The sequence below is a fragment of the Acidimicrobiia bacterium genome (genome assembly GCA_035948415.1).
GTDB lineage: Bacteria > Actinomycetota > Acidimicrobiia > IMCC26256 > PALSA-555 > PALSA-555.
Genome location: DASZJD010000088.1, coordinates 1 through 17,260, shown reverse-complemented (window position 1 = coordinate 17,260; position 17,260 = coordinate 1). Strand labels below are relative to the sequence as shown.

The following is a 17,260-nucleotide window of genomic DNA, read 5'->3' as shown; positions in this document are numbered from 1 at the left end:
AGTGTCGGGACCCTGATCGCCTTTGGCCTCACCCGCCGTCCTGGCGGCCTGTTCAACTTCCAGGAGCGGGGCCTCCAGCCTGCACCCCAAGCACTGATCGCGCTCCTCGCCGAGGCTTCGGCCCTGATCTTCCTCACGGCGGCGCTCGTCCTGGACCGGCTCGACCGCCGCGTGGGCTCAGGCCCGCCCGTGCCCCCCGGCCGTCCGGTGCCGGCGCTGGCCAGGATCCGGCACCGGTGAACCCGATAGGGGGCCGATGTAACCCGGCCCCCTATCTAGAGGTGGTGAGCCCTCTCCGTCGGTCCCGAGTCCGTCCTGGCGCTACCGACCCGACGTCCCCCCCGAAAGGGGCGGCAGTCCCGGCTGCCGGGTTGCCGTGCCGGGCGATCGCGGGGGCCGAGGCTGGGACCGACGCCGACGGCCGAGAGGGTTCCCACCACGAGCCGCGTACTGTCCCGTATCTGCGCAGCGTCGCCGGCGACCGTTATCCCGACTGGGAAGCCATTTACCTCGACAACGTCGAGCGCATCTACCGTGTGATCTACAGCCGAGTCGGCAACCGCCCCGACGCCGAGGACCTCACCGCCGAGGTCTTCCACGCTGCCCTCGGCCCACTGCGCGTCACAGCATCCAAGGGCGAGGTCCGCGCGTACCTGCTCGCCACCTCACGGACCGTCCTCGCCTCGCACTGGCGACGCCGCTACGGCGCCGAGATCACCGCCATCGATCTCGAGGGCGATCAGGCCGCACTGGACGAAGCACCGACTGAGAGCCTGGCGCCCCAGCGAGTCGCCCGAATTCTCGCCGCGCTGCCCGAACGCTACGGACGTATCCTCGAGCTGCGTTTCCTCGAATCATGTTCGATCCGTGAGGCCGCGGGGGCGATGAACGTCAGCGTGGCCAACGCCAAAGTGCTGCAGCACCGTGCGCTGCGCTATGCCGCACAGCTCTTTGAGGAGGCATTGTGAGCACGCGACGCGTCGCCGCCTTCATCGAGGCGCTCCTCGGCAACCGCCGGCCGCGCCGCTTCAAGCCCGATGCCGAGGACGCCGAGGCGATGCGTGCCGCCATCGAGCTTCGCGCCGCGCGGCCTGGCGCCACCCTTCCCCGCACCGAGTTCGTCGCCGACCTGCACCAGCAGCTAGCTCAGGAGTTCGCCGACGAGGCAACGCCACTCGACGAACTAGCCCACCGCCGCCTCACCCGACGGCGCCTCTTTGAAGGGCTCACCGTCGCGGCCGCGGCTGCCGCCGCGGGCGTGATCATCGACCGCGACGTGCTCAACACCGGTGGCTCCCAGACACCCAACGCGAGTCGCAAGCTCGTCCCCACCGACGGCGCCTGGCAGCCCGTCGCCTTGAGAACCTCGGTCGGCACCGGCGACGTCGTCCGCTTCGCGACCGCGTCCACCGTCGGCTTCGTCGTGAACGACGGACGCCAACTCTCAGCCGTCTCCGGGGTGTGCACGCACCAGGGCTGCCTCCTGCGGCACAATCCCGCGAAGAACCGCCTCGAGTGCCCATGCCACCGAGCGGCCTTCTCTCTCACCGGCGAAGTGCTCTACCAGATGTTCCCCGAGCCGATCGCCCCGCTCCCGCGACTCCAACTCCGCCAGCGAGACGGCCAGATCGAGGTGAACACCCCACCCGAGGCCTGAGGGCCGGTGCTCAGCGGGGCTCGATCAGTCTCGGCCGGACGCCGACGAGGGTCACGGCTCGCGCCCGCTGTATCCGATCAGCCGGTCCTGGACTGGAGCGTCGTCGGACACCGGGACTGCGGGCTTGAAATTGGTGCCGCGCCGGTCGTCCGTGAGACGTCCGTCCACCATCGCGAAGGCCGCGTCGGCGAGGTCGCTCGGCATGGTGGGGTCTTGCCCGGTCGCTCGGGCCAGGTCCCAGCCGTGGATGAGCTGGTCGACGAACGCGATCCCGAGCTGGGGGCCGGCCTCGTCGAGGGCGCCGGGCTCTTGGTAAGCGCGGAGCGTCGACTGTCGGGCCGCTTCGTACTGAGCGATCGGGTCGTTGCCCAACACGTCCGGCGGCATCCCGGTGAACGGACCGGCGGGCGTCCCGCTCGCTGCTCCCGCGAACCGTCGTTGGGCGTCGAGCATGTGGTTCAGGAGCGCGCGGACGGTCCACTCGTCGCACGGGCTGGAGCGATCGAGCTTGCTCTCGGCGGCCGGGATCTTGGTCTTGACCCACGCCGTGCCGCGATCGAAGAGGTCGAGGGGATCCATCCACCCTCCCTGAGGACAGGAGCCGTCGGCCATCGTTTCGCCGCGGTTCATCGGATGAGGAACAGGAACCTACCCTTCATTTGGCGTCAATTGCCGCTGGTCTCTCCGGTCGTACCTTGATTCCTGACCGGAGTCTCGAAGCAGCGAGCGGAGGGTGTGCTCAGATCCGTGCCACTCCTGGATCCTGGGTGAGCTCGTAGAGGAAGCCGTCCGGCGCGCGGAAGTGGACCCAGGCGTTTCCATCGGGCGCTGACGTCGGCCCGGACGCGATCTCCACTCCCGCGGCGCGGAGCTCGTCTGCGGCGGCGAAGACGTCATCGACCAGGAAGCCGGCGACCGGTCCGGTCGTGAAGTGCCGGTTGTACGAGCACGCGTCTCCGAACACCTCGACCTTGGCGCCATCCGGCAGCCGGAAGACCGAGAAGCCCTCTTCGTGGAGCGCAGCGGGCAGGCCGAGGACCTGAGCGAAGAAGGCAGCGGTGGCGGTGTCAGCCTCGGTGCGGGTGCCAAGCCAGGCAAGCTTCATGATGTTCATGTCGACACATCATCCCTCGGTGGCCGACCGATCGTTTTCTGGCGCGGACGCCGCGGCGAGCCCGACCAGCCGTGGATGCGGCGAGAGCCGGCTTCGCCGTCAGGCAGAGCCCCCGAAGGTTGTGCGGGTAGAGCGGGGTCGAAGCGGTCACGCCGCGGCCCGCAGCCCCACACGGGAGCCGTCCGCGACCCTCGCTGACCCCCACCGGTGCCCGTCCCGCCGCCCAGCGACGACTCCCGGCGAGATCGAGCTCATTCGATCTGTGCCGGCACCGAGATCACGATCGTGTTGGGACGGAACAGCAGTCGTGCCTTGAGGACGAGGGCGGTCTGGTTGTGGAGGAGCTGTTCCCACCATCGGTGGACGACGACCTCGGGGATGATCACGGTCAGCACATGGTGGGGTTGTCGACGGTCGAGTTTGTCGAGGTACTTCAGGATCGGCCTGGTGATCTCACGGTAGGGGGAGTCGAGAACCTCGAGGGGTACGTCGATGCCCAGGCTGGCCCATCGCTGGCGGAGCTGATTCATGCCGTCACCGTCGAGGTCCACGCCGACCGCGAGGAGCCGGTCCGGATGCGTCGCCTTCGCGTAGGCGAGTGCGTTGAGGGTCGCCTGGTTGAGCTCGTCGACGGTGACGACGACGGTGTTCACGACCGCAGGGAGGTGCTTGCCCACGGCACCACGCGGAATCGCGAGCGCATGTTCGACGTAGTCGTAGTGGCGTTTGATCGCCTTGCAGGCTACGACGATCAGCGGGATGACGATCGCTGGGATCCAGGCGCCGGCAGTGAACTTCGAGATCACGACGACGCCGAGCACGACCGTGGTGGCACTGGCGCCGACGGCGTTGATCGCGGCGCCTCGCCGCCAGTGGCGCTCTCGAAGCCGCAGGTGGTGCCGGACCATGCCGATCTGGGACAGCGTGAAGGCGGTGAAGAGGCCCACGGCGAAGAGGGGAATGAGGGAGTCGAGCTTCCCGCCGAAGAGCCAGAGCAGCACGGCGGCCGCGACCGCCACTGCGATGATGCCGTTCGAGAACACGAGCCGGTCGCCGCGCTTGGCGAATTGATGAGGAAGGAAGCCGTCCCGTGCGACCACGGACGAGAGGCGCGGGTAGTCGACGAAGGAGGTGTTGGCGGACAGGCAGAGGATCGCGGCTGTCGAGGCCATGAGCACGACATAGAGAGGACTGCTGCGCCCGAACACGTGATCACCGAGGATGGAGAGCAGGGTCTCCTTGGTGGAGATGGTTGGCTTGAGGCGGCTGGTCAGCACGGCGAGTCCCAGCAGCGGGACGCCGAGAAAGATCCCGGTCCACGTCAGCGTGATCGAAGCGTTGCGCGACTTTGGTTCTCGGAAGGCCGGAACCCCGTTCGAGATCGCCTCCACGCCCGAGAGGGCCACGGCGCCCGACGAGAACGCCTTCATGAGAGCGAAGATCGTCACCCCGGTGAGGAGCGCACCGTTGTGGGTGAAGCCGTTGAGCTGGGCGTGGTTCACGGGAATACGGTGCAGGTCACCGGTGAAGGATCGGACGAGACCGTCGACGATGAGCAGCACCAACGCGGCCACATAGGTGTAGACGGGCAGGGCGAAGATCCGGCCGGCCTGCCGGAGGCCCCGAAGGTTGGCCAGCATGATGACGGCGACGAGGGTCAGGCTCAGCGCGACGGGGTGGCCTCGCACCGACGGGATGGCGGAGCTGATCGCCGCGGCCCCAGCCGCCGAGGAGACGGCGACGTTGAGCGTGTAGTCGACCAGCAGCGCCGCCGCAGCAACGAGTGACGCGTTGGTGCCGAGGTTCTCCCGACTGACGATGTAGGACCCGCCGCCCGTGGGATAGGCGTAAATCGTCTGGCGGTAGCTCAGCACCAGGAGGATCAGCAGCCCGATGACGATGGCCGAGAGCGGCACCAGATACCCCAGCGCCGCCGCGCCGGCAACCGGCACCAACACGGTGAGGATCACCTCGGTGCCATACGCCGTCGACGACACGGCGTCCGAGGAGAACTCCGGGAGCGCGGTCAGCTTCGGGAGCAGTTGGGATTCAGCCGCCTGGTTGGCGAGGGGCCGACCGACCAGCACTCGCTTCAGCATCGAGAACGGAGCTCCGACGAGCCCATGCCGGGATCGCGTCCCGCGGAGATCGGGGGCGACCGTGCCGGTCTCTTGGCGCCGCACGCCCAGATCCTGACAGGTCGCTCATCGTGCTCAGCGGGAGCTGAGGATCCGTGATCTCGCTACCGTCGGTCTGGGCGCCCGTAGCGGAGGAGGACGACGCCGTTGCCGAAGGTCCGGGTCTCGGCGAGGCGGAGATCGATGTGGGTATCGAGTCGTGGGAACAGGGGCTTGCCGTCTCCGATGACGACCGGGTGGACGTAGATCCGGTACTCGTCGACCAGGTCGTGTCGCATGAAGGCTGCGGCGAGCTCGGCCCCGCCCAGCGACAGGTCCCCGCCGGGCTGTGCCTTGAGCGCCAGGATCTCCTCCGGGACGACGTCTCGGACCACCGTGGTGTTCCAGTCGGCGCGCTCCAGTCCCCGCGAGAACACGATCTTCGGCGTGTCCCGCCAGATGCGGGCGAACTCGACCATCGGCCTGGTGCTCGAGGGGTCCGCGTCGGCCGTCGGCCAGAAGCCCGCCATCAGCTCGTAGGTGACGCGTCCGGTCAGGAAGGCCCCCATCGTGCTGAGCTCCTCGTTGAAGTGGGTGTGGAGCTCGTCGTCGACCCGGTGCCAATCGATCTCACGGTGTGGTCCCTCGATGAAGCCATCGAGAGACACCGACATCATCAAGACGATCCTTCTCACCATCGGCTCCTCCACCTGGCCACATCGCCTGGCCCCCCCGACCACTCGGAGTGGTGTAATCGGTCCGTGCGGTGGCCGTTGAACACGAAGCCAGAGGCGGCAAGAAGCTGGGAGGTCCTCACCACCGACAAGGGAGGACCGTGCAACTTCACCGTCTTGGAGCCATCTCCGCCGTGTTTGCCGCGGCGGCCTGCTTTAGCCTCGGCCTTGGATCATCGGTCGCGGGAGCCGACGGAATCGGCGGAATCCTTGGGGCTGGCGGGGGTAACAACGCCAACACCAACACCGCCGGAACACCGTCGAACGCCAACGGCCAGAGCAACTCCAACGCCAACGGCAACCTCTGCTTCGGCATCCTGGTCCCCTTGCCCTGTGGCTCGTCCAGCGGATCGTCGAGCGGCCTCAACTTGGGCAGCTTGCTCGGCAACGGCGGCAGCGGGACCCCAGGGAGCGGCGTTGTGGTCGGGACCGGTGGGGGTAACAACGCCAACACCAACTCCGCCGGAACACCGTCGAACGCCAACGGCCAGAGCAACTCCAACGCCAACGGCCAACTCTGCATGGGTGTCCTGGTCCCCGTACCGTGCAGTTCCGGATCGTCCAGTGGCGTCAACCCGAGCAACGGCAGTGGAGCCGGAACGGGCAACGCCAATGGAACCGGAGCCAACGGCTCGCTGAACTCCAACGGGAGCGGCGGTTCCCACGGTGCCAGCGGACAAGCCGGCGTCAATGGGAACGGAAGCGGAAGCCCCAACGCCAGCGTCAGCGGAAATCGCGCCGGTAGCGCGTCAGCGAACCCGTGCGCGAATGCCATGTCCATGACTCCCACGGCGAGCAGCAGCGGCGGCGGCCCCCTGTCCGGCGACCAGCTGCCCCTCGTCGGCGGGATCGGCGGCATCCTGGCGGCCGGAGCGCTCGCCATCCACCGTCGAAAGATGACCGGCCTCGTGAGCTGACCCGTCGCAGGCGCGAGTCGTCGACCGGGGAAGGACCAGTTCCTTCCCCGGTCGGCGTCAGCCGTCGCTGGGCCCTGCGAGCGTCCTCGGCACCGGCGTGGCTCACGGGAGGCTCGTTGGGCCGGGTCAGGTTCCAGCTCCGCGTCCGCCAGCGGGGGACAGCCCTCGTTGACTCGCGGTTATGAAGACCGCGAGTGACGCTCGGGTCCGAAGGACAGCCCGAGTCCAGCAATTGAGCGCGGACGGGGCGGCCCGCCCGGGCTCGGGCGGGAGGCCACGCTCAAGTGAAGCCGCCGCCCTTCGGTGCCGGCGGTCTGGTCATGAGCTTCTCCTTGGCGCCGGGCGACATGGCGGCGCCGAGGTCGACCGACCGGGCCGGGAGGAACGCACACGTGTGCGTGAGGATCCGCTCGTCGGTCCAGTCGAGGAGCGTGATCATGGGCGGCTCGTCCGTCAACGACATGGCTGCTCCGGGCTCCAGGTCGAGTCCAACCTGATGCGCCGTGCTGGGCGCGACGCTCACCACCGTCGACGACCACGCCAACTGAACGGCGCGGTGGACATGGCCGCACACCACTCGCCGCACCTGCGGATGACGCCGGATGACCGCTTCGAACCCGATCCGGTCCTCGGCGGGCAAGCCGACACAGTCCATCCACCAGATACCCGTGTCGAATGGAGGGTGGTGCATGAACACGAGTGTTGGCGTGTCCGGACGCCCCAGGAGCGTGTCGTCGAGCCAGGATCGGTCTGTTTCAGCGAACCTGCCGTCGTGGCGACCGGGCCGGGTCGTGTCGATGCCGACGAGCCGGACGGGGTAGTCGTCGATCGCGAAGTGGAGGGGTCCGCCGTCACGACGCAGGTAGGTGTGGTCGGCGAACGCGCCCAGCAGCGCCGACCGATCGTCGTGGTTGCCCGGGATCACGAAGCAGGGCAGCTCGAGGCGACCGAGCAGCGCAACCAGGGCCTGGTACTGGGTCGGCAGCCCGTTGTCGGTCAGATCGCCGCTGGCGACGGCCACGTCTGGTCGGGGCCGAAGTCGGTTGAGGAACTCGATCGCCCGCTCGAGGTTCGCATTCGCGTCGACGAGGCTGCTCGTCAGCCCCACCCGGTCGGTGATGTGGAGGTCGCTGATCTGAGCAATGAGCACTCGGTGCCCCTCACAGGAAATGCGTGAGCAGGGCCACGGCGGCCATGAGGAGGAGGATGACCACGAAGCCGCGCGCCTGAAATCGGAGCCGTCGTTGGCTGTCGCGGCTGTCCGCACTCAGCCCGCGGACGAAGGCGCCCGCTCGGTCGAGGGTCCCCTCCCACGTCCAGGCACCCCTCTCGAAGCCGCTCGGAACGAGGCCGCCGTTCTGCAGCTTGGGCAGATGGCGCCGCCCCCGGCGCTTGATGCCTGAGGAGCCCATGCGTGGAGAGCGTACCGGGGCTCGATCGCCCCAGATTTGTGCTCCGCACACCGCGACTGACGCGATGGTGCGGTCGGAGCGCGCGGAGCGTGTTGGGGAGCCGCGGCTACGGCGAGCTGCCGATATCGTCGAGCCGCGCGCCGTTGAGCTTTCGCCCCGCCCTCGGCACCACGCGCTCTTCCCGACCAGCGCCAGGAGGTCCCCACATGGCGACATCGATCGGTCGTACTCGACTCGACGAGCTGATGGCGAACGGGGCCCAGCTCGTCGAGGTGCTCCCAGCCGCTGAGTACGAGGCCGAACACCTTCCCCAGGCGCGCAGTCTCCCGCTGCGGTCGCTGGCCGAGCGCGCGGTCGAGGAGCTCGAGCGTGACCGGCCCGTCATCGTGTACTGCCAGGATTCGCTTTGAGACAGCAGCCCCCGGGCCGCGTGCCGGCTCGAGACCCTCGGCTTCACGGACGTGTACGACTACGTCGCCGGCAAGGCCGACTGGATCGCCGCCGGACGGGCCACCGACGGACCCGACGCCTCAACGCCGCGGGCCGGTGGGGTCGCCGACTCGGACGTGATGACCTGCCGCCTCGACGACCAGGCGGGCGAGGTGGCCCGTCGTCTGCGCGCCGCCGGCACTGACACCGCGGTCGTCGTCGATGCCGATAACACCGTCCTCGGAAGACTCCGGCTGGGGCGGTTCACGGAAGACGGCGCCGCCGTCGGTGTCGCGATGGAAGAGGGCCCCGCGACCGTGCGGGCCTCCGAACCACTCGACGAGCTCCTGAGCCGGATGCGTGCCCGCAGCGTCGCCCAAGTCGTCGTCACGACGCCGGAGGGGCAACTCCTGGGAATCGTGCGCGTTATCGACGACGACGCCTGAGCAAGACGCGCTCCTGACTGCTTGCCGTGCGCGGTGGCGCGCGTCTGACCGTACGGACGGAGCGTTTTGGGGCGAACCGAACGGAGGGCAGTACGGAGCCCAGGATCCGAAGCGGCCTGGCCTCGGGAAGCCCGCAGGTCGAAGGGCGCGCGTCCGGCAACGGGGCGGGGCTGAAGCGCTGGCGCCGTCCGCGCGAGCGGATTGGCTTCAGAGCGGTAGGCGCCGGGTCGATAACACGCTCCGTGAGGGCGGCAGCGCTGGGCCGGGTGGTGTTTGGCGCCGCAGAGCTCGAGGACGAGCGGGAGCGTCGAGCCCGTCTCGCCTCTGTCCTGTACGTGGCCGCCTCGGTGGTGGTCCTGGCGACGCTGACGCTGCTTCCGTCGGGCGTGCCCGTGGCCGGTGTCGGCGTCTGCGCCGCCGTGGCGCTCGCCGTCGGGATCGTCGTGCCGTGGCTCCCGTGGCGGAGGTGGCCGGAATGGCTTCACCTGGCGTTGCCCACGGCCGCGTTCGTGTTGCTCGCCATCGCCGGGCTGACCAGCCCCGGTGCGCTCGGGGACTACCTGCTCATCTACGTGTTGGCCTTCCTGTATCTCGGGTTGACGACGCGGCCGGGCGTGCCGAGTTGTTTCGTCCCGCTGGGGCTGGCCTCCTTTGCGATCGGGAACCTTCACGACCTGGGGGCGCACGCGGTCGCGCTCGCCAGCGCCGCTCCGGTGTGGATCCTGGTCGGTGAGATCGTCGCCCTCGGGATCGCGGAACGACGGGCCCAAGAGGTTCGCCGCACCCTGGCCCTCGCACGAGCGGCCGAGACCGATCCGTTGACCGCGCTCGCCAACCGCCGGTCTTTCGACCGCGCCCTCGAGCGGCTCCGCCCCGGCGACGCCATCGTGTTGCTGGACCTCGACCGGCTCAAGTGGGTCAACGACAGCCAGGGCCACCCCACGGGGGACCAGGTGCTGCGCGACCTCGCGGCGGTGATGACCACGATCGTGCGAGCCGGCGACACGCTGGCTCGCTTCGGCGGTGACGAGTTCGCGATGGTCCTGCCTGGTGCGGGGGTCAGCGGGGCTGAACTCGCACTGCAACGGCTCCGCGAGCTGTGGCGAAACCACGGCGGCATCACCAGCTTCTCGGCCGGAGCTGCGATCCACGCCGGCGAGTGCCCCGACGAGACGCTGGTCCGAGCCGACGAAGCCCTCTACGAGGCCAAGACCACCGGGGGCGACCAAGCCCAACTGGCCCGGCACCTCGCCCTGCACGGCGAACCCTCCGTCCGTCGCGCCTGAACGTCGACCGAGTGGGTCCCGTCCGGGTGGCGACGGCCGACGGTGGTGTCGGCGAGACCCAGTGCCTCGCGGCGCGCTGCTCCCGGCTTCGTCAAGGTGTGAACGACGTCGGGCTCGCCAGGAGACACGCGACGGCTCGAGCCCTCAGGGCGAAGCCGTCGGGGTGAGCTCGAGATACGTTCCGATCTCGGCGCCGCCGCCGAACGCGCCCTCGTAGAGCTTGCGACCGATTCCATATGCGGCCTGCAAGGTGGCCTCGGCATGGGGCCAGTCGGCGCTCGGCACGATGCGAGCGGTTGCTTCGATCGCGGCTCCGGTCGGTCGACCGCGCACGGTCGACGGCGCGAGTAACGCCTGCGGGTCGTTGCGGACTCGCTTGACCTTGCCCGAGTCGTGCATGGTTCGCACATAGACCCGTCCCTGGGCATCGAGCCCGAACCACACCGGTGACGGAACCGCTTCGCCGTTGCGGCGGAAGGTGACCAGCACCGCGTACTTGTGGCCTCGCAACCCGTCGAAGCTGCCGCGGTCTCCATCCTCACGGCGCAGCTGGAACGCTCGGCGATCCCGCATCCGGTCGTACAGCCGATTCGAGAGTCGACTCAAGCGCCCGCTGATGCTCATCGGGACCCCCGCAGAGAGCTCAGAGCGAACGTAGCTGGGCGGCCGGCCCGGAGGCGACCCGGCCGCGCGCGCCACTCCCGAATCTGGTGGCGCCGGCCTCCAGCAGTGGCCTCCCGGCCGTGCGGACGACGACGGGACAGGGCGGGTCGATTGCCGCGGGCAAGGCCGCGACGGTGGAGAAGGCTCCCTTCGCGGCATGACCCGGATCAGGTTCGAACGGTCGTCGGCTGACCAGCCGACCTCTCAGCCGGTGCATCCGGGGTCCCGTGTCGCGTGGAGGCTACCGAGCGCGGCGTTGCGCGCGGCCGATCGGGGTGAACACGGCGCACGTCCCAAGGCGCCGAGGCGTGGCAGTTGAGGCTCGCGCGGCCCGCCCCATGAGGGGCAGGGTCAGGCCTGTCGCTGCACGCGGGCGCCCGGGGGCCTCGAGACCTCGCGATCGGGGCTCGGCTTACGCCGGGGGAGGACCGGCGTCGAGCCAGAGAGACCTGGGTTGCGGTGCCCGTTGGTGGCTTGGACTTGGTCCGCCGGGCGTTGTCGCAGTCGAACCTGGAAGTTGAAGTGCGAGCGCGACGCGCAGTCGTAGAGGTCGACTGAGCCCTGCTCGATGCGTCCGCAGAACCGGGTGTTCGTGCGGTCGTGATGACCGTCGAAGCGCCCGTCGGCTCCGATCCTGAGGCTGAGGCGGCTCGAGTCGCCGAAGTCATACAGGGAGAAGGCTCCGTCGCGCCCGGGGCCGCTGATGTGGCAGCTCCGGTGCGTGTCGCGCACGTCGATGCGCCACGGGTCGACCGTGCCTGTCAACTGTCCATACGAGCGGCTCTGGGCATCCCAGATCGTGATGTCGCGGGGACCGGCGAGATAGCGCGCCACCACGTACGCGATGCAGCGCGCGGCGTCGTTCACGATCGTCGTCCCCCGGACCGGGCGGCCCGGGCGGCGGCGCCGGCACGGTCACCACTGGCCTCGAGGGGAGGCGCACCGCTCGCGCGCGGACGGACGCGCGCCCGTTCCACCCGGGTCCAACCGGGCACCCGGGTGCCCGGTTGCACCGGGTGAGCACGCCGCGAGGTCCCCAGCTGTCGCACGGGCTCAGTGCCGGTCGCCGGGGTGGTGAGCGTTCGTCGCGTCGCCGTGCGCACCGCCAGGAGCGTCCTGCTTCGGTCCCGAATGGTCGCCGCGTGACGGGCCCGACGGGCCTCCGCTGGGCGGCCCGGTGGACTTGGGGGTGGACGACGACGCGGGGGTGCTGCTCGGTGGGGCCGGAGGGGTGCCGCTCGACGACCCCGCGGGGGCGCTGCTCGGCGGCGCGGTTGGGGTGCTCGTGGGCGCACCGGAGGGTGTGCTCGGATGCCGACCGGTGCCGGTGCCGGTGCCGGTGGCCGGGCTCGTCGATGCGCCGCCGTCGGCGCAGTACTGCTGGACGGTCTGACCCTGGGCTTGCGCGGCGGCGCGGAGCTCGTTGACGGCGGGGGAGGGGGCGCCGGCCGCGGGGCCGTTGGTCCCGGCGGCGGGGGACGCGGCCCCGGCCGCGCTGCACAGCCGGTACACGTCCGCGGCGTGGAGGTACGCGGTGGTCGCGCTCGGGGTCGGACGGGGCGCCGCGTGGTGGCTGGGGTTCGGGACCGAGATGCCGAGGTGGGACAGGCCGTCCGAGACCGCGGACTGGATCGGTGCCGGCAGCGAGCCGGTGGCGGCGGCGGCCGCGAAGCCCCCGCCGACCCCGACGGCGGCCGTGGCGACGGCCATCTTGAACGTGAGCAGCTTGGCCAGCTTGAGCGAGAGGGGCTTGGCGAGCAGCCGAGATCCGCCCCAGTGGATGCCGTGCCACACCGCCGCCGGTGCCTTCACCGCCGCCGCGGCCGCGGCGACGACGCTGGCCTCGCCCGCCAGCTCGGAGGCGGCGGCTGGGGCCCGGGCGGCCTGGACCAACGTGGCCAGCTCCCGGTAGCCCGGCGGCACGTCGTGCGGGGCGACCTTCCCGCCCCAGAACGCGTCCACGGTGGCTTCGTCGAATCGGAACCCGTGCATCTCGGCGCCGACATCGTCCATGGGGCTCATCGCGTTACCGCCCCTCGGTCCCAGAGTCGGCCCAGCTGTCGGAGCGCCCGATGCTGCAGCACCCGCACCGACCCGGGGCTCCGCCCCATGACCTTCGCCACCTCGTCGACGCTCAGATCGGCCACGACCCGCAGCAGCACGACCTCGGCCTGGTCGTGCGGGAGGTCCCGCACCAGCGCCTCGATCGCGGCCTGCGCGGACACCGATCCCAGAGCCACATCCCCGACATCGACCGGCGCCGCCGGCTCGTGGGTGGAGTCGAGGATCACCTGCTTGGGCTGGCGGCCTCGTCGCCGATAGTGGTCGGCCACTCGGCGCGACGCGACGCTGAACAGCCAGGCCCGGAAGTCCCCGACGTCACCCTCGAACCGCGCCAGCCCTTTCACGGCGGCGAGCCAGGTCTCGGAGGCCAGGTCCTCGGCGACCGCGGGCGCGCGGTGGCGCAGGTACCGCAGCAACGGCGGTTGGAAGGCCCGAAACAGGCACGTGATGGCCCACTCGTCACCCACCCGAGCCGCGTCAAGGACGCCGGTCAGCTCCGCGGCCGCCACGGGCTAACTGATCGGCACGCGGCCGCCCGACCTCAAGTCGACACGGCCTGATCACGTCGGTGCCGCTCGACGAGCCGCCCTGCTGACGCGGGCGAGCGGCACCGCCGACCTCGGCAAGGCGGTGCGGCGGGCCCGAGATGGGACCATTCGGACGCCCCGCCGCCCGTGGGGCATCGAAATCTCGTCTTTCGTGTAACGCTCCGAGCCCGCGCGGCGATGGTTGCAGCGTGGGATGGGGAATCGTCAGCGTCGGTGCGCGAGCCGGGCGTCCTAGGCGGGGTGCCGGCCGTTCGTGGTGCCCGTGGTGCTGGGTGGGGTGGCGGGCGCCCGACGATGCTCCTCTCGCAGGTCCGGGCCGGCCAGCCCGGGCTGAACACCGAGCCGTGCGGTTGGCAGCCGCCGGTTCTGTTGGCCTGGCTCCGGCCGCCCCGTCAGCTCTTCATAGCTTCCCTCGCCGGAGCTGACGGTGGCGGCCGAGCTGGGTCGAGCACTGGCCCCGACCCGTGCGGTGACGTTGGGTCGAAGGGACGGGCCCTGAAGGGCGCTCGGTCACGCCCGTTCGGCCGCGTGACGCGGCTGGGCTCGCGCCCGGTTGCGCGTGACGGCAACCAGCGCGGGGTCGTCGCCGTGGAGTTCGCCCTCGTCGTGCCGCTGTTGATTCTGCTCGTGTTTGGCATGATCCAGTTCGGGACCATCTACAACGACTTCATCTCGGTGCGCCAAGGCACGCGCGACGCCGCCCGCCAAGGCGCGGTCGCAAACTTCGGGCCCACGTTCACCACCGGGAGCCCCTGCAACCTGAGCGTGGCCACGGCCTCGACGCCATCACCGGACATCGAGAACCTGATGTGCCTGGCCAAGAGCCAGATCGGCCTGTCCGGAAGCGACATCCGCGTCGACGTCATCTTCGCCAAGCCGGACTTCTCCGCCGCCGATTCGTCGTGGACGGTCGGCGACGGCCTCATCGTGTGCACCCAGGCCGCCATGCACACCCAGACCCAGTTGCTGGCGGCGCTGATCGGGTCCCCGTTCCTGAAGACCAAGACCGCGATCCGGATCGAGCAGCCCGCCGTGGGCGCCGAGACCGCAGGATACGAGAGCCCGCCGTCGGGCAGCGACTGGTCATGGTGCACCGTCTCGTCGTCGACGCCCTAGCTCGGCCAGCCCCGCGGCGCGTGGAGTCATGACCGCTACGCGCTCCCGGTGGAGCCGAACCCTCTGTGCCTGGCGGCGCCGAAGGGGCGACACGAACGAGCGCGGGGTCGTCCTCGTCACGGTGACGCTCTTGCTAGCCGTCATGATGATCTTCGTGGCGCTGGTCGTGGACATCGGACACGCGTCGGAAGAGCGGCGACAGGCTCAGGCCGCGGCGGACGCAGCCGCGATCGCCGCCGCCCGCGACACGCTGGTGACTCCGGTCTCCTGGCCCACCGTGGTCGGGGACGCCAAGTTGTACGCGTCGCAAGACCTTGGGGTGCCGGCGAGCGCGTGGGTGGGCTGCAGCGACGCCTCGGCGTTGAGCTACAAGCCGGACAACCTCAACACCGACAGCTGCATCTCCGCCGACTCGTCGGCGACCCCGACGCGGGTTCGCGTCCACCTCCCCACGACGAGCGTCCAGACCGCCTTCGCCCCCGTGATCGGGGTCTCGTCGCTACACGTCGGCGCCTCAGCGACCGCCTCGATCGCGGCTAACGAGAACTGCTCCCTCTGCGTGCTCAGCCCCAGCGCCTCGCCGGCGCTGTCGGGCACCGGGAACGGCACCGTCACGGTCAACAGCGGGTCGATCGTGGTGGACTCCACGGCCAACCCGGCCGCTCGGCTCACCCACGATGGCAGCGTCGTGGCAGTCTCGATCGGGGGACCAGCCGCCCCCGCCGGCTTCGTCGGCAGCGGGCTCGGGCACTTCTCCCCGACGCCCGTCCACGAAGCGGCCGAGCTGGACCCGCTCTCCGGGCTGCCGCCGTGCCCCGCCGCCGGCACCGGTTCGTGCCCGACCACGGTGCAGCCGAACGTGAACCTGAGCGGCACCACGCCGATGACCATCAACCCCGGCATCTACGGCTCGATTTCGGACACCGGCACCGGGCAGCTCACGCTGAACCCCGGCACCTACATCGTGACCCAGTCCCTCAGCGTGGCCGGAAACGGGCCCGTCACCGCCAACGGCGTCACCCTGTACTTCGCGTGCTCGGCGTACCCGACTCCGTGCAACGGGGGACAGGCGGGGGCGTCGTTCAACCTCAGCGGCAACGGCACCCTGACCGTCTCGGCGCCCACCGCCGGGCCGTTCAACGGCCTCTCGATCTTCTCGGATCGGAACAACGCGGCCACCTCCTCCATCAGCGGCAACGCGGGCAGCGTCGGCGGCAGCGTGTACATGGCGGCGGGGAGCCTGACCCTCACTGGCAACGGCCAAGCGATCGAGACGCGCGTCATCGTCAACACGGTCACCCTCTCCGGGAACAGCTCGCTCACCGTCAACGCCGGTCAGACCGGGAGCGTCGCCGGCCAGACCGTCTCGCTCTCGGGCTGAGCCCGGTCGGTCGGCGGCAACCGTCGCCGTGGGCCCGTGCGGCTCACTGGTGTGCCGCGTCCAGCGCCCCGGCTCCGCTCACTCTCCAACCCGGGTGAGACCGGCCCCAGCGCCGGTGCCTTGATCGGCCGCGGGGTGTGCGCGACCCTGAGCGAATGTGATCGGGCCACTGGCCGCGGCGCCGACGCGCTCGCGGCGAATCCGGAAGCGGGTGCGCATCGCGGCCGCCGGCGCGGCGGTGGTCCTTGCTGCCTGTGGTGGCCCGTCGGCGAGGTCCATCGCAAGGTCCAAGCGGCCGAGCACCGTGACCGCCTCGACGACGACGACGACGCCTGCCCCGATCAGCTATCCGGTGAAGCGAGGGGACACGCTGACCGCGTTGGCCCGGTTCTTTGGCGTCTCGACCGAGGTGCTCGCGGCGGCGAACCACCTGGCCAACGGAGCCCAGCTCACGGTCGGGCAAGTGCTCCAGATCCCCCCACGTCCGCCGGTACAGCTGGTGGTGTCCCCCGCTGACGCGCCCGCGGGTCAGCCGTTCTCGCTCAAGCTCACCGGCGCCCAGGCGGGCGAGGCGGTCACCTTCGAGATCGACGCGCCCGGGGGCGACAAGTTCAGGGGGCCGCCCCACGCCGCGGCGCCCGACGGCTCAGTGAGCGCCACCTATCAGACCAACCCGATCGACGCGCCGGGGGCCTACGGCGTGGTGGCGACGGGCGACCACGGCACCTCCGCCCGGGCCGCGTTCCGGATCGATCCCACCTCGCCGAGCAGCTAGCCACGCTCGGCCACCGTCGTGACCGGCGTCTCGATGTCCGCGCCCCGGACGGAGCTCACCGGTCATCGCGCGTGCTCCGGCGACCACTCGAGGTGACCGGCACGTGCCGACGCGACCTTCCGTCGGGGCGGGATCGTTGGTGGAAGCCGTCGACCAGTCGAGACCTGCTCGGCGCGACGGGCTTCGGCTCGCGGCTCAGGCGTCCGCCGCGACCGCCCGCACCTGTGCCATCCGATCGTCGAGCTCCTGGGCCGCCTGCTCGTCATTGGCCATCTCCGCGTCGAGGTCGGCCTCCGCGAACCCGATCACGCCCATGTCGGTGAACGCCTCTCGGATCCGAGGACCCCACAAGCCGATGTCCTTCAAGATCGGCACGATCCGCGTGAAGAGGTAGTTGCGGAACTCGCGCATGACCTCGCTGTTCTCGACGTAGGTCGTGACCTCTTGGGGCAGACCCAGGCGCTCCCAGACCTCTTCGCCCACGAAGCGGTCCCGCATGAGATAGCAGGCGTCGACGCAGAACTCCTCGCGCTCGTCGCGTTCAGCGTCGCTGAGCTCCGGGTAGTAGTCGCGGAGTGCGAGCCGACCGAACATGACGTGT

General features: G+C 70.2%; 21 protein-coding genes and 1 riboswitch. Of the genes, 10 read left to right on the top strand and 11 right to left on the bottom strand.

What is annotated here, in order from left to right:
• The 3 genes from VG869_12345 to VG869_12335 form a co-directional block, all read left to right on the top strand.
• On the top strand, positions 1–240 hold a 240-nt coding region (locus VG869_12345; protein ID HEV3451984.1), incomplete at its 5' end, for a hypothetical protein.
• Between the two features lie 221 nt (positions 241–461).
• Entirely contained in the window at positions 462–968 is a 507-nt protein-coding gene (locus VG869_12340; protein ID HEV3451983.1) for an RNA polymerase sigma factor, read from the top strand.
• Positions 965–1,657: a Rieske 2Fe-2S domain-containing protein gene (locus VG869_12335; protein ID HEV3451982.1), complete on the top strand. Its 693-nt coding sequence runs from the start codon at positions 965–967 to the stop codon at positions 1,655–1,657. Before VG869_12340 ends, VG869_12335 begins: the two co-directional genes overlap by 4 nt.
• A 51-nt stretch (positions 1,658–1,708) precedes the next feature.
• Here the strand turns inward: VG869_12335 and VG869_12330 are convergent, their stop codons facing one another.
• From VG869_12330 to VG869_12315, 4 genes are all read right to left on the bottom strand, one after another.
• Positions 1,709–2,236, bottom strand: coding sequence for a TIGR03086 family metal-binding protein (locus VG869_12330; protein ID HEV3451981.1), 528 nt, complete (start codon positions 2,234–2,236; stop codon positions 1,709–1,711).
• A 160-nt stretch (positions 2,237–2,396) separates the two neighbouring features.
• Positions 2,397–2,771 (bottom strand): VOC family protein, encoded by a 375-nt coding sequence (locus VG869_12325; GenBank protein HEV3451980.1) that lies wholly within the window; start codon positions 2,769–2,771, stop codon positions 2,397–2,399.
• A 251-nt stretch (positions 2,772–3,022) separates the two neighbouring features.
• On the bottom strand, positions 3,023–4,954 hold the full coding sequence (locus tag VG869_12320; GenBank protein ID HEV3451979.1) for an APC family permease: 1,932 nt from the start codon (positions 4,952–4,954) through the stop codon (positions 3,023–3,025).
• 59 nt (positions 4,955–5,013) lie between these two features.
• Positions 5,014–5,583: a dihydrofolate reductase family protein gene (locus VG869_12315; GenBank protein HEV3451978.1), complete on the bottom strand. Its 570-nt coding sequence runs from the start codon at positions 5,581–5,583 to the stop codon at positions 5,014–5,016.
• A 140-nt stretch (positions 5,584–5,723) separates the two neighbouring features.
• Here VG869_12315 and VG869_12310 point away from each other — a divergent pair, with 140 nt between their 5' ends.
• Complete coding sequence (locus VG869_12310) at positions 5,724–6,539, top strand: hypothetical protein (protein HEV3451977.1); 816 nt, start codon at positions 5,724–5,726, stop codon at positions 6,537–6,539.
• Positions 6,540–6,819: 280 nt separating this feature from the next.
• On the opposite strand, the gene VG869_12305 is transcribed toward VG869_12310, so the two are convergent.
• On the bottom strand, positions 6,820–7,689 hold the full coding sequence (locus VG869_12305) for a phosphodiesterase (protein ID HEV3451976.1): 870 nt from the start codon (positions 7,687–7,689) through the stop codon (positions 6,820–6,822).
• 10 nt (positions 7,690–7,699) lie between these two features.
• Positions 7,700–7,951 (bottom strand): hypothetical protein, encoded by a 252-nt coding sequence (locus tag VG869_12300; protein HEV3451975.1) that lies wholly within the window; start codon positions 7,949–7,951, stop codon positions 7,700–7,702.
• Between the two features lie 206 nt (positions 7,952–8,157).
• Here VG869_12300 and VG869_12295 point away from each other — a divergent pair, with 206 nt between their 5' ends.
• The 3 genes from VG869_12295 to VG869_12285 all read left to right on the top strand — a co-directional run bounded on the left by VG869_12295 (position 8,158) and on the right by VG869_12285 (position 10,112).
• Positions 8,158–8,361: a rhodanese-like domain-containing protein gene (locus VG869_12295; GenBank protein ID HEV3451974.1), complete on the top strand. Its 204-nt coding sequence runs from the start codon at positions 8,158–8,160 to the stop codon at positions 8,359–8,361.
• Between the two features lie 51 nt (positions 8,362–8,412).
• Complete coding sequence (locus VG869_12290; GenBank protein HEV3451973.1) at positions 8,413–8,826, top strand: CBS domain-containing protein; 414 nt, start codon at positions 8,413–8,415, stop codon at positions 8,824–8,826.
• 242 nt (positions 8,827–9,068) lie between these two features.
• A complete protein-coding gene (locus VG869_12285; protein ID HEV3451972.1) occupies positions 9,069–10,112 on the top strand; it encodes a GGDEF domain-containing protein in 1,044 nt (347 codons plus the stop codon).
• A gap of 144 nt (positions 10,113–10,256) precedes the next feature.
• Here VG869_12285 and VG869_12280 read toward each other — a convergent pair whose 3' ends face one another.
• From VG869_12280 to VG869_12265, 4 genes are all read right to left on the bottom strand, one after another.
• Complete coding sequence (locus VG869_12280; GenBank protein ID HEV3451971.1) at positions 10,257–10,685, bottom strand: PPOX class F420-dependent oxidoreductase; 429 nt, start codon at positions 10,683–10,685, stop codon at positions 10,257–10,259.
• Between the two features lie 218 nt (positions 10,686–10,903).
• Positions 10,904–11,014: riboswitch (TPP riboswitch) on the bottom strand.
• 112 nt (positions 11,015–11,126) lie between these two features.
• Positions 11,127–11,642 (bottom strand): hypothetical protein, encoded by a 516-nt coding sequence (locus VG869_12275; GenBank protein HEV3451970.1) that lies wholly within the window; start codon positions 11,640–11,642, stop codon positions 11,127–11,129.
• 186 nt (positions 11,643–11,828) lie between these two features.
• Positions 11,829–12,797, bottom strand: coding sequence for a hypothetical protein (locus VG869_12270; protein HEV3451969.1), 969 nt, complete (start codon positions 12,795–12,797; stop codon positions 11,829–11,831).
• Complete coding sequence (locus tag VG869_12265) at positions 12,794–13,348, bottom strand: sigma-70 family RNA polymerase sigma factor (GenBank protein HEV3451968.1); 555 nt, start codon at positions 13,346–13,348, stop codon at positions 12,794–12,796. Before VG869_12265 ends, VG869_12270 begins: the two co-directional genes overlap by 4 nt.
• Before the next feature lie 627 nt (positions 13,349–13,975).
• On the opposite strand from VG869_12265, the gene VG869_12260 reads away from it, so the two are divergent.
• The 3 genes from VG869_12260 (at position 13,976) to VG869_12250 (ending at position 16,659) form a co-directional block, all read left to right on the top strand.
• A complete protein-coding gene (locus tag VG869_12260) occupies positions 13,976–14,503 on the top strand; it encodes a TadE/TadG family type IV pilus assembly protein (protein HEV3451967.1) in 528 nt (175 codons plus the stop codon).
• A 28-nt stretch (positions 14,504–14,531) separates the two neighbouring features.
• A complete protein-coding gene (locus VG869_12255) occupies positions 14,532–15,884 on the top strand; it encodes a pilus assembly protein TadG-related protein (protein ID HEV3451966.1) in 1,353 nt (450 codons plus the stop codon).
• A gap of 352 nt (positions 15,885–16,236) precedes the next feature.
• Positions 16,237–16,659 (top strand): LysM domain-containing protein, encoded by a 423-nt coding sequence (locus tag VG869_12250; GenBank protein ID HEV3451965.1) that lies wholly within the window; start codon positions 16,237–16,239, stop codon positions 16,657–16,659.
• Positions 16,660–16,854: 195 nt separating this feature from the next.
• Here VG869_12250 and VG869_12245 read toward each other — a convergent pair.
• A partial coding sequence (locus VG869_12245; protein HEV3451964.1) for an aminobenzoate oxygenase occupies positions 16,855–17,260 on the bottom strand: 406 nt, incomplete at its 5' end.